The organism is Blautia sp. LMAG:36, from assembly GCF_008680535.1.
Lineage (GTDB): Bacteria > Bacillota > Clostridia > Lachnospirales > Lachnospiraceae > Blautia_A > Blautia_A fusiformis.
Genome location: NZ_NALB01000003.1, coordinates 814,135 through 828,863 on the forward strand (window position 1 = coordinate 814,135; position 14,729 = coordinate 828,863).

Annotated in this window: 11 protein-coding genes; 8 read left to right on the top strand and 3 right to left on the bottom strand. The window is 38.0% G+C overall.

Going from position 1 to position 14,729, the window contains the following annotated elements; genetic code table 11:
• The first annotated feature begins 1 nt into the window (after nucleotide 1).
• The 8 genes from CCC17_RS03975 (at nucleotide 2) to CCC17_RS04010 (ending at nucleotide 11,672) form a co-directional block, all read left to right on the top strand.
• The gene (locus CCC17_RS03975; protein WP_330577278.1) at nucleotides 2–202 is read left to right on the top strand and encodes a helix-turn-helix domain-containing protein; all 201 of its coding nucleotides are present in this window, start codon (nucleotides 2–4) and stop codon (nucleotides 200–202) included.
• 22 nt (nucleotides 203–224) lie between these two features.
• Complete coding sequence (locus CCC17_RS03980) at nucleotides 225–1,796, top strand: type I restriction-modification system subunit M (RefSeq protein WP_055052393.1); 1,572 nt, start codon at nucleotides 225–227, stop codon at nucleotides 1,794–1,796.
• The gene (locus CCC17_RS03985) at nucleotides 1,793–2,986 is read left to right on the top strand and encodes a restriction endonuclease subunit S (RefSeq protein WP_055052392.1); all 1,194 of its coding nucleotides are present in this window, start codon (nucleotides 1,793–1,795) and stop codon (nucleotides 2,984–2,986) included. Before CCC17_RS03980 ends, CCC17_RS03985 begins: the two co-directional genes overlap by 4 nt.
• Before the next feature lie 3 nt (nucleotides 2,987–2,989).
• Nucleotides 2,990–3,457, top strand: a complete 468-nt coding sequence (locus tag CCC17_RS03990; RefSeq protein ID WP_055052391.1) for a hypothetical protein — start codon at nucleotides 2,990–2,992, stop codon at nucleotides 3,455–3,457.
• 12 nt (nucleotides 3,458–3,469) lie between these two features.
• Nucleotides 3,470–6,697 (top strand): type I restriction endonuclease subunit R, encoded by a 3,228-nt coding sequence (locus CCC17_RS03995; protein ID WP_055052390.1) that lies wholly within the window; start codon nucleotides 3,470–3,472, stop codon nucleotides 6,695–6,697.
• A gap of 18 nt (nucleotides 6,698–6,715) precedes the next feature.
• Nucleotides 6,716–9,463: an ATP-dependent DNA helicase gene (locus CCC17_RS04000; protein ID WP_055052389.1), complete on the top strand. Its 2,748-nt coding sequence runs from the start codon at nucleotides 6,716–6,718 to the stop codon at nucleotides 9,461–9,463.
• An 82-nt stretch (nucleotides 9,464–9,545) separates the two neighbouring features.
• The gene (locus tag CCC17_RS04005) at nucleotides 9,546–10,502 is read left to right on the top strand and encodes a bacteriophage abortive infection AbiH family protein (RefSeq protein ID WP_055052388.1); all 957 of its coding nucleotides are present in this window, start codon (nucleotides 9,546–9,548) and stop codon (nucleotides 10,500–10,502) included.
• A gap of 6 nt (nucleotides 10,503–10,508) precedes the next feature.
• Nucleotides 10,509–11,672: an AlbA family DNA-binding domain-containing protein gene (locus CCC17_RS04010; RefSeq protein WP_055052387.1), complete on the top strand. Its 1,164-nt coding sequence runs from the start codon at nucleotides 10,509–10,511 to the stop codon at nucleotides 11,670–11,672.
• A 41-nt stretch (nucleotides 11,673–11,713) separates the two neighbouring features.
• On the opposite strand, the gene CCC17_RS04015 is transcribed toward CCC17_RS04010, so the two are convergent.
• The 3 genes from CCC17_RS04015 to CCC17_RS04025 form a co-directional block, all read right to left on the bottom strand.
• Nucleotides 11,714–13,699 (bottom strand): DNA polymerase, encoded by a 1,986-nt coding sequence (locus CCC17_RS04015; RefSeq protein ID WP_055052386.1) that lies wholly within the window; start codon nucleotides 13,697–13,699, stop codon nucleotides 11,714–11,716.
• A 56-nt stretch (nucleotides 13,700–13,755) separates the two neighbouring features.
• Entirely contained in the window at nucleotides 13,756–13,953 is a 198-nt protein-coding gene (locus CCC17_RS04020; RefSeq protein WP_055052385.1) for a hypothetical protein, read from the bottom strand.
• 82 nt (nucleotides 13,954–14,035) lie between these two features.
• Entirely contained in the window at nucleotides 14,036–14,599 is a 564-nt protein-coding gene (locus CCC17_RS04025; protein ID WP_055052384.1) for a DUF2815 family protein, read from the bottom strand.
• Nucleotides 14,600–14,729: the final 130 nt, after the last annotated feature.

Sequence of the window (14,729 nt, forward strand, 5' to 3'; positions counted from 1 at the left end):
CATGGCTAATATTAATGATGTGGAAAGATGGCTTAGTTTGGAAGAAATCTCTAAGCATGTAGGATGCAGCAAAGATACAATCCGTGCATGGATAAAGAAAGATACAATTCCATATCACAAAGTAGGAAGAATGTACAAATTCAAAATATCAGAAGTTGATGCATGGATTGAAAGCGGCCAGAGTGCCGACGCTGACAAATAATTAGAAAACGGAGGTCGATACAATGGTCGATACTAAGAAAGAACAGGAACGAGAAGAACTGCATCGCGCGATTTGGGCAATTGCTGATGAATTGCGTGGAGCAGTAGATGGATGGGATTTCAAGAACTATGTTCTTGGTACTATGTTCTATCGATATATTTCCGAGAATATCACTGCTTACATTAACAGCGGTGAGATCGAGGCTGGAAATACAGAGTTTGATTATGCAAAGATGACAGATGAAGAGGCAGAAGAAGCACGTGAGGGCTTGGTTCAGGAAAAAGGTTTCTTTATTCTTCCAAGCGAGCTTTTCTGTAATGTTAGAGCGAGAGCCAGTCTGGATGAAAACCTGAATGAGACTCTGGAGAGAGTATTCCGTCATATTGAGGAATCTGCCCAAGGCAGCCAGTCTGAAAATAGCTTTGCGGGACTGTTTGATGATTTTGATGTTAACAGTAATAAGTTGGGAAGTACTGTAGCCAAGAGAAATGAAAGACTTGTAAAACTGCTTGATGGTATAGCCGCAATGAATCTTGGTTCTGTTAAGGATCACGATATTGATGCTTTTGGAGATGCATATGAATATCTCATGACCATGTATGCTTCAAATGCAGGTAAATCCGGTGGAGAATTCTTTACTCCAGCAGATGTGTCGGTTCTTCTTACAAGACTTGGAACTGTTGGAAAGACAACCATAAATAAGGTATATGACCCTGCGTGTGGTTCTGGATCATTGCTTTTGAAAGCAGAAAAGCTTCTTGGAAAAGAGGCTGTTATGAATGGCTTCTTTGGCCAGGAGATCAATATTACTACATACAACCTTTGTCGTATCAATATGTTCCTGCATGATATTGATTTTGATAAATTTGATATTGAATGTGAAGATACCTTAACTAATCCTCAGCACTGGGATGATGAGCCTTTTGAACTGATTGTTTCAAATCCACCGTACTCTATTAAATGGTCCGGAGATGATAATCCACTGCTTATCAATGATCCGAGATTTGCGCCTGCGGGTGTGCTCGCTCCTAAGAGCAAAGCAGACCTTGCATTTATCATGCATTCACTTTCCTGGTTAGCGCCTAATGGAACAGCTGCAATCGTATGTTTTCCTGGAATTATGTACCGTGGTGGAGCAGAAAAAAAGATTCGTCAGTATTTGGTAGATAACAACTACATTGATTGCATAATCCAGCTTCCGAGTAATCTGTTCTTTGGTACGTCTATTTCTACGTGTATCATGGTGCTGAAAAAGGGAAAAGTCGATGACAAGATACTTTTCATCGATGCATCAAAAGAATTTGTCAAAGTTACAAATAATAATAGACTTACTCAAGAAAACATCCAGCACATAATGGATACCTATGTTCAGAGAACAGAAATTGTCCATTATGCACATGTTGCTTCACATAAAGAAGTAGTTAATAATAACTATAATTTGGCGGTGTCAACATATGTTGAAGAAGAAGATACTCGTGAAGAAATTGACATAGAGGATCTGGAAAATAGAATTCAAGATATTGTACAGCAAGAAGATGAGTTAAGACGAGATATTGAATCGATAATTCGAGAAATTGAAGGTGGTACAGAATGAGTAATATAGATACTTTAATTAAAAAACTGTGCCCAGACGGAATTCCAGTAAAAAAGCTGGGCGAGGTTGTTAAATTTTTAAACGGAAGAGCTTACAAAAAAAACGAATTATTAGATGAGGGTAAATACCCGGTACTGCGTGTGGGTAATTTTTTTACTAGTGAGAAGTGGTACTATTCTGACCTAGAATTGGATGAGGACAAATATTGTGAAAAAGGGGATCTACTATATGCATGGGCTGCATCACTAGGTCCAATGATTTGGAGTGGAGAAAAAGTAATCTTTCATTATCATATTTGGAAATTGATTTTTGATGAATCTATATTAAATAAACAGTACTTATATCATTTCCTGAAAAATGATGTGGATGAGATTTATAACTCATTAACCCATTCAACAATGCCACATGTTTCTATGGCAAATATGAAAGAACGACTGATTTCTGTTCCTCCTATCGAGGTCCAGTTAGAAATAGTGAGCATATTGGATGAACTGGATATGTACGAGAGTTCTTTGATGGATAAACTTGAAGAAGAAAAGCGCTTACGAAAAGAACAGTTTGATGCATATGCCATCAGATTGCTAACTGGAGAGAATGAAGGAAAAGAATACGAAAACGTCGAGCTTAAGCAGATTGCTAAGTTCTCATATGGATATACAGATAAGGCAAAGGACGCAGGATCTGTAAGGTTTATCCGTATAACAGATATTGATGAAAATGGATTTTTAAAGAATAATGATGCAAAGTATATTGATTATTCAGAAGATGTTGAAAAATATATGCTTCATAAAGGGGACATTGTTATGGCCAGAACGGGGGCTACCTATGGTAAGACATTGCATGTTCCGAATGATGAACCAGCAGCATATGCGTCATTCTTGATAAAAATTAGTTTTGATAATTCGATTATGGATAACAAGTTTTATTGGTTTTTTACTAGAACTCAGATGTATTGGAAGCAAGCGAATAAATATGTGTCCACTGGTGGGCAACCGCAATTTAACACTGGAGCAATAGGAAGGGTTTGCGTGCCCGTTCCACCTCTTATTGAGCAGAAGATGATTTGCGAGAAGCTTGAAAAACTAGATACAGCATTTAGAAAGATGATAGCTCTTTTAGAAAATGAGATTCTTCTTCGGCAGAAGGAATTAGCATATTATAGAAAAAAGTTATTATCATATGGGAGATAAAATATGATTATTGAAAAAGGAATAAACATTCTGCTTTTTCGATTCAAAGATTATCGTAGATACAGTTTCATTGAAGAACATACACAAGTTCTAAATGAAGAAGGGCACGTGTGGATATTAAAGAGTGGAAAAATACCAGATGTGCGAAAATTGGAAAGAATCAAAGATGATGGAGGGTTTATTATTCTTAAAACCCCAAAAGCAGAAGGAAATAATTATTATTTGGCACAGTTTGATTCAATGAGCAATAATGGGCCAGACGATAATGCGTACCCGAGTTATTACAAAAGCTATTTGGATGAGGAAAACAACAACGGGATATGGATTAGAATTACACGATTGACCAAGATTAAAAAAGAAATTATCAATAGGCTTGTTTTGGCGAATGGTGAAAAACCTGTATTAGATGTAATTAACAAAACTATGACATCATTCATGTTTGTAAAAACCACGGATGAAATAGAAACATAGGAGGTGAAGAACGTGCCATTTTTTAATATAGTTGCAGCAACAAATGAAAATACTGTTGTAACTGAATATGAGCCAGTGAAGTCAAGGTCTGACTCATATCAGTCCGAGGCTGAGTTGGAAAAGGAATTCATACGCCTTCTTTGTGAGCAGGGATATACATATTTACCTATCCATACAGAAAAGAATCTGATTGTAAATTTGCGTGAAAGATTGGAAGAACTGAATAATTATAAGTTCTCAGATTCTGAATGGGACAGGTTCTTCAATGAAGCAATTGCTAATCCGAATGATAAGATAGAAGACAAGACTAGAAAAATACAAGAAGACTTTGTTCAGGTATTAAAGCGTGATGATGCTCTTACCAAGAATATTTTGCTTATTGATAAAAAAAATATTCATAATAACAGACTGCAGGTAATTAATCAGTATGTTATAGGAAGTGAACAAGGGGCTAAGCACGATAATAGATATGATGTTACAATTCTAGTGAATGGTCTTCCCTTAGTTCATGTGGAATTAAAGCGTAGGGGTGTTGCCATCCGAGAGGCATTTAATCAGATTAACAGATATCAGAGAGATTCTTTTTGGGCTGGAAGCGGTCTGTTTGAGTATGTTCAGATTTTTGTTATTTCTAACGGAACAAACACAAAGTATTATTCAAACAGTACACGTTTTAATGCGATTAAGGATGCTGCTTCTGGAAAGACCAAAAAAGAAAAGACAAGCAATAGTTTTGAATTTACATCATTCTGGGCCGACGCAAATAACAGAGTGATTCCGGACCTGATTGATTTTACAAAGACATTTTTTGCGAAGCATACCATTCTGAATATTCTTACAAAGTACTGTGTATTTACGTCTGAGAACATGCTGATGGTTATGCGACCATATCAGATTACTGCTACAGAGAGAATACTTAATCGTATAGAGATTGCTCATAATTACAAAAAGTATGGAGATATTGCAGGTGGTGGATACATCTGGCATACAACTGGTTCCGGTAAGACTTTGACATCATTTAAGACAGCAAGGCTTGCGTCTAACTTAAGTTTTATAGATAAGGTCTTGTTTGTTGTAGACCGTAAGGATCTGGATTACCAGACTATGAAGGAATATGACAGATTTGAAAAGGGAGCTGCCAATAGTAACTCTTCTACGTTAATTTTAGAGAGGCAGCTTAGAGATAGTAAATCCCATATCATTATCACAACCATTCAGAAGTTGTCATCTTTCATCAAGAAATATAAGGAGCATGCTGTTTATGATAAGCAGGTTGTAATAATTTTTGACGAATGTCATCGCAGTCAGTTTGGTGATATGCATGCTGCTATTGTGCGTAGCTTTAAGAAATATTATATGTTTGGGTTTACTGGTACTCCGATATTCCCGGCGAATTCTGGTACAGTAAAAAATCCGAAGTTCTTTACAACAGAGCAGACTTTTGGCGATCAGCTTCATACATATACGATTGTAGATGCTATCAATGACAAGAATGTACTTCCATTTCGTGTTGATTACATAAAGACAATGGATACGGATGCAGATATTGATGATGAGCAGGTATGGGATATTGACCGTAAAAAAGCATTTGAAGCTCCAGAACGTATAGCATTGGTTACTAAATACATATTGGAGCATTTTGATCAGAAAACATATCGTGGAGACAAAACCTACGTTTACAATGCACTTACTAATATTGCAGAGGTGGCATCTGCAGACAGAGGAAAAGTTGAAGAGATAAAGCAAAAGCAGAGAATAAGTGGATTTAATTCTATCTTTGCTGTTTCATCGGTACCGATGGCAAAACTTTATTATGATGAGTTTAGAAGACAGATAAAAGCAGACCCAACAAAGAATCTTAAAATTGCGGTTATATACAGCTATGGAGCGAATGAAGAAGAGGCTGATGGGATTCTGGATGAAGAGAACCCAGAAGATACATCTGCGCTTGATCAGACCGCAAGAGATTTTCTTGATTCCGCAATTCTGGATTATAATCAGATGTTCCATACGAATTATGATACTGCCAGTGATAAATTTCAGAATTATTACAAGGATATCTCTCTTCGTATGAAGAATAAGGAGTTGGATCTTCTGATTGTAGTAAACATGTTTCTTACAGGTTTTGATGCCACTACGCTGAATACATTGTGGGTGGATAAGAATCTGAAAATGCATGGCCTGATTCAGGCATTTTCACGTACAAATCGTATTCTGAACAGTATTAAGACATTTGGTAATATTGTATGCTTTAGAAATTTGCAGAAACGAGTAGATGCGGCCATTTCATTATTTGGAGATAAGAATGCCGGCGGTATTGTTTTGATGAAGAGCTTCAAAGATTATTACTATGGATATGAATCGGTAGATGGTAAACAAATGCCGGGCTATGTGGATATGATTGAAGAACTGAACTCTAAGTTTCCACTTATAGAACCACAGATAATCGGAGAGCAGAACCAGAAGGACTTTATTACTTTATTTGGTGCAATTCTTAGAATGAGAAATCTGCTTTTGGTATTCGACGAGTTTGCCGGAAAAGAGTGCATTACAGAAAGAAACCTTCAGGATTATCTTGGAAAATATCAGGATTTGCGAGATGAGTGGAAACGCAAGAGAGAGAACGGAGAAAGCGTTGATATAATTGATGACATTGTCTTTGAGGTGGAATTAATTAAGCAGATTGAGATTAATATCGATTATATATTAATGTTGGTGAAAAAATATCATGATACACATGGTGAGGATAAGGAAGTATTAATCACAATTAGGAAAGCAATTGATGCCAGTCCTGAACTGAGAAGTAAGAAAGCACTTATCGAAACATTTATTTCTGGTATTAACGATATGGATGATGTAATGATTGAATGGCAGAATTTTATTGTGATGCAACGCGAGAAAGATTTGTGTACTCTTATCAAAGAAGAAAAACTTAAACCAGAGGAAACTCGAAAATTCATTGAAAACTGTTTTCGTGAAGGAGAGGTTAAAACTACGGGAACAGATATTGATAAGATACTTCCACCTGTGAGTAGGTTTGGCGGTGACGGAGCAAGAGCTAAAAAGAAAAAAACTGTCATCTACAAGCTCAGGGAATATTTTGAAAAATATTCCGGACTTGGCATTGTTGCATTTAAGGAAAAACAGGAAGAAGATAAGGTTATAACTTATGACTTTGCTAAAACTCCAGTATATATGGTAGCAGAGGAACCTGCTGAATATGGAAAAAAAGAAGATTAAGGGGTGAAGCTATAGAACGTGCCAAAGATAGATGAAAGAATACGTGATATTGACAAAACGATTTGCCAGAATATAGATTTGATAGATTTTGAGACGGTTTCAAGAGCTTTGGTATCGCAGAATCTTCTGAGCCAGTCGAGAAACCTTGTAGAGCATGTTGCTGTAAAGGCATATGCGGATGCAAAAGGTGAAGATTTGGAAGCAGACTGGGAAACTATCCCAGCTGCTACCGAATATATCAAACACCATAATAAGTTCCAATTTTTGCGAAAGTTTCATAATTTTCTGCAGGAATCCAAGTCTCATTATACACCTGATGGAGAAGGTGCTGAGAGACTTGTATTGAAATATTATAAGTTTTATATGATATTGAGGAATTTTGTGAAGCAAGAATATCAGATGGATATCCTTCACAACCTTGAGAAATTTCCTATAAATACGGATCATGCGGTTCAAGAATATCATGACAAAATTGCAGAGCGACTGGAGCTTAGGAGAGAAATCAGGGATCTCACTCACAATCCAAGAATGTATGTACACAAGGTAGTGCCTTTTGTGTCTGGAGAGGCTGTGTACTATGAGATAGTACTGACTCCAGCATATGATACGACAAGTAAGTTTGATAGATTTGTATGCTATTCAAAGATAATGATTCCATCACATTATTCAGCTAAGATGGATATTTATTACGAAACCATTGAAGTGAATGGAAGGAAAATGCCGGTAAATATTCTTACAGACTTTATGGTATCTATCAGACCGTGCGAGCTGAATAATTTTGCAAAGATTTTCGGGGATGATATCAAAATGTCACCGAGCCACTCTGAATATATAGGAATGATGCAGTATCTCTCTAACTCCGGTGCGAGTCTGTTGGATATAGTGACCGCTCCGAGAGATATTTATAATCTTATAAAGCAGAAGATGTTTGGAAAGAGTCAGGTGCATTATTTTGAAAATGTTTTGGATAAATGCAGGAGATTAATCAGAACTAAGGGCGCAGGCTCTACGACAGTAAGATATCTACTTCATACCTTGAATAATAAAGTGATAAAGAATCAGCTGGGTAGCGGTAGTTGTTGGAAGTTATCTGATTTGTATCTTGATTGGGGATGTATACCATTTGATCAGATGCCTTTTGCAACATCATTAAGACAACATAACCCAGAGAGTGCAGAGTTATTTGGCAGTTTGTCAGCAGATAACAGGAAGCATGAGTTTGTTGCCAGATACATTCTTTCCAATATGAGTACCAATGCTGTTTTATATACGCCTGTGAAAGAACTAGAAGAATATACAGATAATTTGGATGCTGAAATAACGGCATTTAATAATCGTTTGTATTTCAAGCATACCAATAGACGGATTGAGAAGTTTGGCCAGAACTTATATATTCAGGGAGCATTTCAAAATACAAAGAAGATTATTGACAAGCTTAAGGAAATGTCAACAGAGGGCATTCCAGAATATCAGGAAGACGTGAGCTTCTGGTTGGATCTGATCGCTGATGTGGACAGTGAAGAGAAGAAAAATATATTACAGAATATGTTTGATAAGACCAAAGTGTCCTTAATTTACGGTGCAGCCGGTACCGGAAAAACATATTTGATTAACCACATTGCCAATTATATGAGGGAGAAATCCATTCTGTTTTTAGCTAATACCAATCCAGCGGTTGAAAATCTGAGACGTAAAGTTACAGCAATAGATCCACAGAAATGTGAATTTATGACGATTAAGAAATTCCTTATGTCGAGATATAATCGTACAGATTACGATATTCTTGTAATGGATGAGTGCAGTATGGTTAGTAATTCTGATATGGCAGATATCATTGATAAAATCTCTTGCGAGATCATGATACTGGTAGGCGATACATATCAGATTGAATCCATAACATTTGGTAACTGGTTCTCAATGGCAAAGTACTTTGTTCCGGCATACGCATGGAATGAATTAGAAAAGCCATATAGAACAAAGGATGAACATTTGCTGGAGTTCTGGAGAAAAGTAAGAAATCTGGATGATGATTTGACAGAATATATTGTTAATCATCGTTATTCTACCAGTTTGGATTCATCGGTGTTTGATAAGAAGTCAGCGGATGAGATTATTCTTTGTCTAAATTATGATGGTCTTTATGGCATTAATAATATCAATAGATTTTTACAAGAGAATAATAAGTCGAAAGCATACCGCTGGGGGCTTTGGACATTTAAGGTTGGAGACCCTATTTTGTTCAATGAGTCGGAACGATTTATGCCAGTTCTTTACAATAATTTGAAAGGAAAAATTGTTGATATTTCATTGGATGAAGAAGAGGACTGCATATGGTTTTCTATCAAGGTAGAGAAGGAAATCTCAGAAGATGAGGTATGGCATACAGATTTGAAATTGTTGGAATCGGATGAAGAAGGTAAATCAATTGTGAAGTTCCGTGTTACAAGGAAGAAAGATTCTGATGATGACAAGGAATTTGCGGATGATACAGATATTCCATTCCAAATAGCTTATGCTGTTTCTATTCATAAGGCGCAGGGTTTGGAATATGATTCGGTCAAAGTGATTATCACAGAAGAAGTGGATGAAATGATAACTCATAATATTTTCTATACTGCGATAACACGGTCTAAAAAGCATCTGAAAATCTATTGGAGTCCAGAGACTCAGGAGAAGGTTATCGGTGGATTCGAATTGGCTGATGCAAAAAGAGATGCATCAATTTTTAAAGCACAGACAGGAATGAAGATGTATAAAGTGAGGTAGGTGCACTAAAATGTGATTTGCAGCCTGTTTGGACTGCTGATAGATATGAATGAAAGTATAAACAATGGAAGGGGGGATATTGTTGCAGACATTATATATATTCGGCAATGGTTTTGATATAGCACATGGAATAAGAACGCCATATGCAGCTTTTAGAGAATTTTTGAAAGAGAATCATGAGTCTTTTTTAACTACTTTCGAAAGTATGTATAATATTCAACCCTTAGATGATACGGAACCCTGGTATACGAAAGAGGCTCAAGAAAGATGGGATAAGTCGGTTATTAATGATTTGTGGTGGAGTTTTGAAGAAAAAATAGGGCATCCGGATGTTGAGGGAATGTATGATTCTGCTTATTCTATGGTAGATACAATGCCTATGGAGGGCATAATTGATACTATGAATGTATACTGGAGGGAACAATACGGATTTGTAGATAAACTCCAAAAGTACGTATTAGAATGGTTACAAACTATTGATACATCCCAAGCTATGTGTAAAAAAGATAGTCTCATTAATAACAGAAATGATCTGTTTATGAGTTTTAATTACACAGATACTCTTGAAAAGGTTTATGGCATAAAAGACGTACTTCATCTGCATGGAGGTATCCCATCATGTTGTGAAATAGCCCCTATAATGGGACATGGAAATAAGTACATAATTGATTTATATCGCAGGAAAGCAAAAGAGGCGCAGGAGGAATATGTTGAATGGTATGAAAGCATATGTAATGCAATTGCTGATTTTTGTGAGTCGTTGTATAAGGATACGGATGCGATAATAAGTGAGAATGATGATTTCTTTTCAGCTTTGAGGGATGTTAATCAAGTTGTATGTCTGGGATTGTCTTTTGGAGATGTTGATGTTCCATACCTTGATAGAATTGAATATGAAGTTCGTCCAGAAACAAAATGGTTGGTTTACTATCATAGTGATGAGGATCTTAAGCGCCTGAAAAGCGTTTTTGGAATTACGGGTATTTCAAGAAAGTTTGAAGTATACTTTCGTAAAAGTGATAACTTCTGGGACAGGTGAAAGTAGGTGACTTCTTTGGAATTAATAGATGAGATTGAAGAACTAATTATGATGCATCAGGAAGGTCCTTATTGGGATTTCAAGCGGGAGTGGTATGATGATAGTAAGGATGGAGATCTGCTTATTGATATAATTTGTATGGCTAATAATCTGGTGGATAGAGATGCGTATATTATTATTGGTGTCAACGAAGAATGTGATTATGCTATACAGGATGTGTCACAGGATGCAAATCGTAGAAATACTCAGATGCTTACGGATTTTATCAGAGGTAAGAAATTTGCAGGTGATTTTCGCCCGGTTGTTACTGTGGAGCAAGTACACTTGGATGGTGGACTGGTAGATGTTATTGTGGTTCATAATAGTATAAATACACCATATTACTTAAAAGAAAAGTATAAGGGAATATTTGCTAATAATATTTATGTAAGGCTTCAAGATAGTAATACACCCGTTGATAAATCTGCAGATTTTCATCATGTTGAGTATCTTTGGAAGAAAAGGTTTGGAATGCTGCTTTCACCAATTGAAAAAGTGAAGTTGTATTTGAAGCATCCTGAACATTGGGCAAATAGTCCATCAAGCGAAGATAAGAAATACTATAAGTATGCTCCGGAATTTACGATTGATCATACTTATGAGCCGGAGGATGACAGGACTGGTTATGAGTACTATTTGTTTGCACAGACCGATTCAAGACCGCATTGGAGTGAAATAAGAATATGTTATCACCAGACTGTTCTGGCAGAGCTTGGTGGTGTGATTCTTGATGGCGGGAGGTATTTTACAGCAACACCGGATAGAGATGGAATATCGCTTACAGAATATCATAACTGGGATGTGCCGTATCGTTATATGGTAAAAGGAAGGCTAAATCATTTGGTGCATGAATTTTATTATGTAGATGATGGTGATGAAGCGCGGCATTCACATAATGAGTATGAAGGGTGTATTTTAATATTTGAGGATGAAAAAGAGCATCAGCGATTCAGGATATATGTCAGAGAAAATTGGTATAGAAAAGATGCATTTGCAAATGATATATGGATTCCTCATATGGAACAACTACCAGGTTATAATATGGATGCATTTCGCGAAGAGTATCTGAACATGCAGATTCTTAGAAAGATGCTTGAAGAGTTTAGAAAAAATGATAATACAAAGAATTGATGTATTAAGCGGCCTCTGGCAAATACCGGAGACCGCTATCTTTAATCTTTTTTATAAAATTTGGTTTCATACCCATCGCCTCTAAGCAGGATATCAGGCATCCAGTCTGGGGATCTGCTCATGATACTGCAGATGGATTTGTAATCAACATCTTGGCTACATTCGATGATAAGCTCATCATGGACATGACCACAGATGAAGCAGTGGGAGAGGTTACGCATAGCAAAACAGAGAAGGTCTCTGGAGACTGCCTGCACAATGTTCTCTACGAATTTCGGGCCGTAGCTTTCGATTCGTTCCCATTTTTTAGTGGAGCCGATGCCTTCATAGGTTACGGATTCACCGCCGAATCGATTTTCTCCGATACGAGGTTTGACGTAGCTAAGAGTTCTACCGGAAGGAAGCTTGATGAAGAGTATCCCACTTCGACAGAGGAATTTGATTCCGTTTACCTCTGTAGGAATCTTCATTTTTATAGTAGTCTTTACGGCATTATCCACATTCCACCAGAAGGCAGTAATATTTGGATTGGAGGCACGCCAGGAATCAACAAGTGGCTGAAGTTCATCCTCTGTTAATCCCATATCCAAAGCTCCCATAGATATAAGAGCACCGACGGAACCACCATATCCTAAGGCAAGCTCTGCGATTTTACCCTTCTGTCTGAGATGTGAATTGATACCGTGCTTTTCGACCGGTACTCCAAACATCTGACTGGCGGAAGCACAGTAGATATCTTTACCTTCTGCAAATATTTTGGAACGCCAGGATTCACCAGCGAGGTGTGCAAGGACTCTGGCCTCGATTGCAGAGTAGTCAGATACTACGAATTTGTATCCCGGTCTTGCAATAAAGGCGGTACGAATCAGCTGGCTTAAAGTATCTGGGATATCATCGTAAAGCAGTTCCAAAGAATCATAATCACCGGTACGGACAAGTTCACGAGCATCAGCAAGGTCATTCATATGATTTTGCGGTAGGTTCTGTAACTGAATCAATCGTCCGGCCCATCTTCCTGAACGGTTTGCACCGTAGAACTGAAACATACCGTGAGCTCTACCATCTTTACATACTGCATTTTGCATAGCCTGGTATTTTTTTACGGAGGATTTTGCAAGCTGGAGCCTGAGTTTCAATGCGGTAGCCACATCACCATCAGTATTTTTTATCATAGCAGCCACGTCCTTCTTACCAAGGGATTCTGCTTCAATACCATGATCAGAGAGCCATTGTTTCATCTGAACTACGGAGTTTGGATTATCGAGGTTCGTGATATTTTGCATGGATATCATAAGCTCTGACTTGGACTTTTCATCAAATGCGATAGCATTTTCTACTACATCCATATCCAGCATAATTCCACGGTCATTGATTTCCTGGTCGAGATGGTATTCTTCCCATACGAAGTCAGGGACCGGGAATTTAGATAATCTCTGTTTAATCGCCATTTCTACGTCAACATCACGTTTGTTATAGGTTTTGAAGATTTCCCATTTATCAGGGGCATGCTCTGGAAGGTTTCTGGTTCTGCCGCCATTTACCTTAGTCGGCTTGCAAGGGCAGCAGAAGTATTTGATGAGATCTTTGCCTTCCTTCATTTTCTGATCTTGTAGTTTAAGGACTGCACCGACACCTTCAAGGGAGAGCGGTAAGCCCATATAGGCTGACCATACCATGGTACACTTCCATGAGGATGGATCCAGATATTTGGAAGCAGGATCTTCGGGAATACGATAGCCCTTGAAGTGTTCGGGGTGATGTCGTTTTAACCAATTGGATAAACAGATTCTTTCAAAATTGGCATTGAAAGCCCATTTTGTAACAGTATCATCAGATAAAGTTGCAAGGATATCATCAGGAATGATATCACCACAGGCAAGATCAAATACTTGTACTTTACCGCCATCTATGGATACACCGAACAGTAGTATTTCAAAATTATCAGACTCAGCGTACTTGTAAGCTCCGCATTTGGAGATATCTACATCGCTATAGGTCTCTAAATCAATTGACATTTCTTTTATCATAATCTCATTCCTTTATAAAAATGGCAGCAGCACCGGAGAGTACTGCCGCCTTGACATTAGTTTCCTTTTGGGGTCTGCTCTTTTGGCTGGAACCATTTTGCCTTTGGGAAAAGCCAGTGAAGGAAACGTTTTGCAACATCCAGGAACCACTTCCAGATTGCAGCAAGTCCCATTAACCAGAAACCGGCTAAGAAGCCTAAAAGGGATCCGCGGATAATAGCATCTAATATTTCGTTAATAGAATCCATAGTCATAATATTTTACCTACTTTCTTTGATTGTCACAGGCGGCAGCAGTATTACCACCGCCTGCTTGGTTGTCGTTGTTACGTTTGATTTATTCAAGGAAATCGTCTTCTTCATCAGAAGCGAAGTCATCCTCAGCTCTGGACTTGCCGCCAAGAGGTTCACCGTCTCGAAGCTTCTGGAGATTATTGAGACCGCAAGCAATTCCCTTGTTGCCATTGCTGTTGAAAGCATAGAGGTTGATGGAAGCTCTTCCATAGACACCGGAATACACTTCGGATCGCTCAAGGATAGGCTGACGGTCTGCATCCACGATGCCAGGCGCAGAAGCGCTGTTCGCATTGATGAAATATGCATTTGCATAAGCCGGATCGTCAGGTCTCTCTAAATCACCGTCACGAAGAGGTGTTTTGAGGATGGAGAGTGCAGGAACGGTCTTACCATTTCCCTTAAGCTTGCTCTGACCTTCCTCATAAGCGGCTTCGATAGCTGCCTTAATCTTGTTAACGGTTACGGTGTCGGACTTGGGAATGATGAGAGAGACACTGTACTTCGGTGCGCCTCCGTTGATGCTCTTGGCATCCCATACATTCGCATAGCTCCAACGTGTGTTTACTCCTGTGATTACCTTTGTAGGGTTCTGAATCTTTGCCATAATATTGGCCCTCCTTTATTTGTCTTGTGGTATAAGTCCACGGAATCATTTCGTGCTTTGCACTTTCATGATTCCTACGTAAATTCGCAATCCGCCTTATCAGGCTACTTGCTCATTTCCGTTGTCGTCT

Bases quoted from the DNA above. Each gene is read 5' to 3' on its own strand.
- CCC17_RS03975 (WP_330577278.1), top strand. From the start codon at position 2: ATGGCTAATATTAATGATGTGGAAAGATGGCTTAGTTTGGAAGAAATC.
- CCC17_RS03980 (WP_055052393.1), top strand. From the start codon at position 225: ATGGTCGATACTAAGAAAGAACAGGAACGAGAAGAACTGCATCGCGCG.
- CCC17_RS03985 (WP_055052392.1), top strand. From the start codon at position 1,793: ATGAGTAATATAGATACTTTAATTAAAAAACTGTGCCCAGACGGAATT.
- CCC17_RS03990 (WP_055052391.1), top strand. From the start codon at position 2,990: ATGATTATTGAAAAAGGAATAAACATTCTGCTTTTTCGATTCAAAGAT.
- CCC17_RS04015 (WP_055052386.1), bottom strand. From the start codon at position 13,699: ATGATAAAAGAAATGTCAATTGATTTAGAGACCTATAGCGATGTAGAT.
- CCC17_RS04020 (WP_055052385.1), bottom strand. From the start codon at position 13,953: ATGACTATGGATTCTATTAACGAAATATTAGATGCTATTATCCGCGGA.
- CCC17_RS04025 (WP_055052384.1), bottom strand. From the start codon at position 14,599: ATGGCAAAGATTCAGAACCCTACAAAGGTAATCACAGGAGTAAACACA.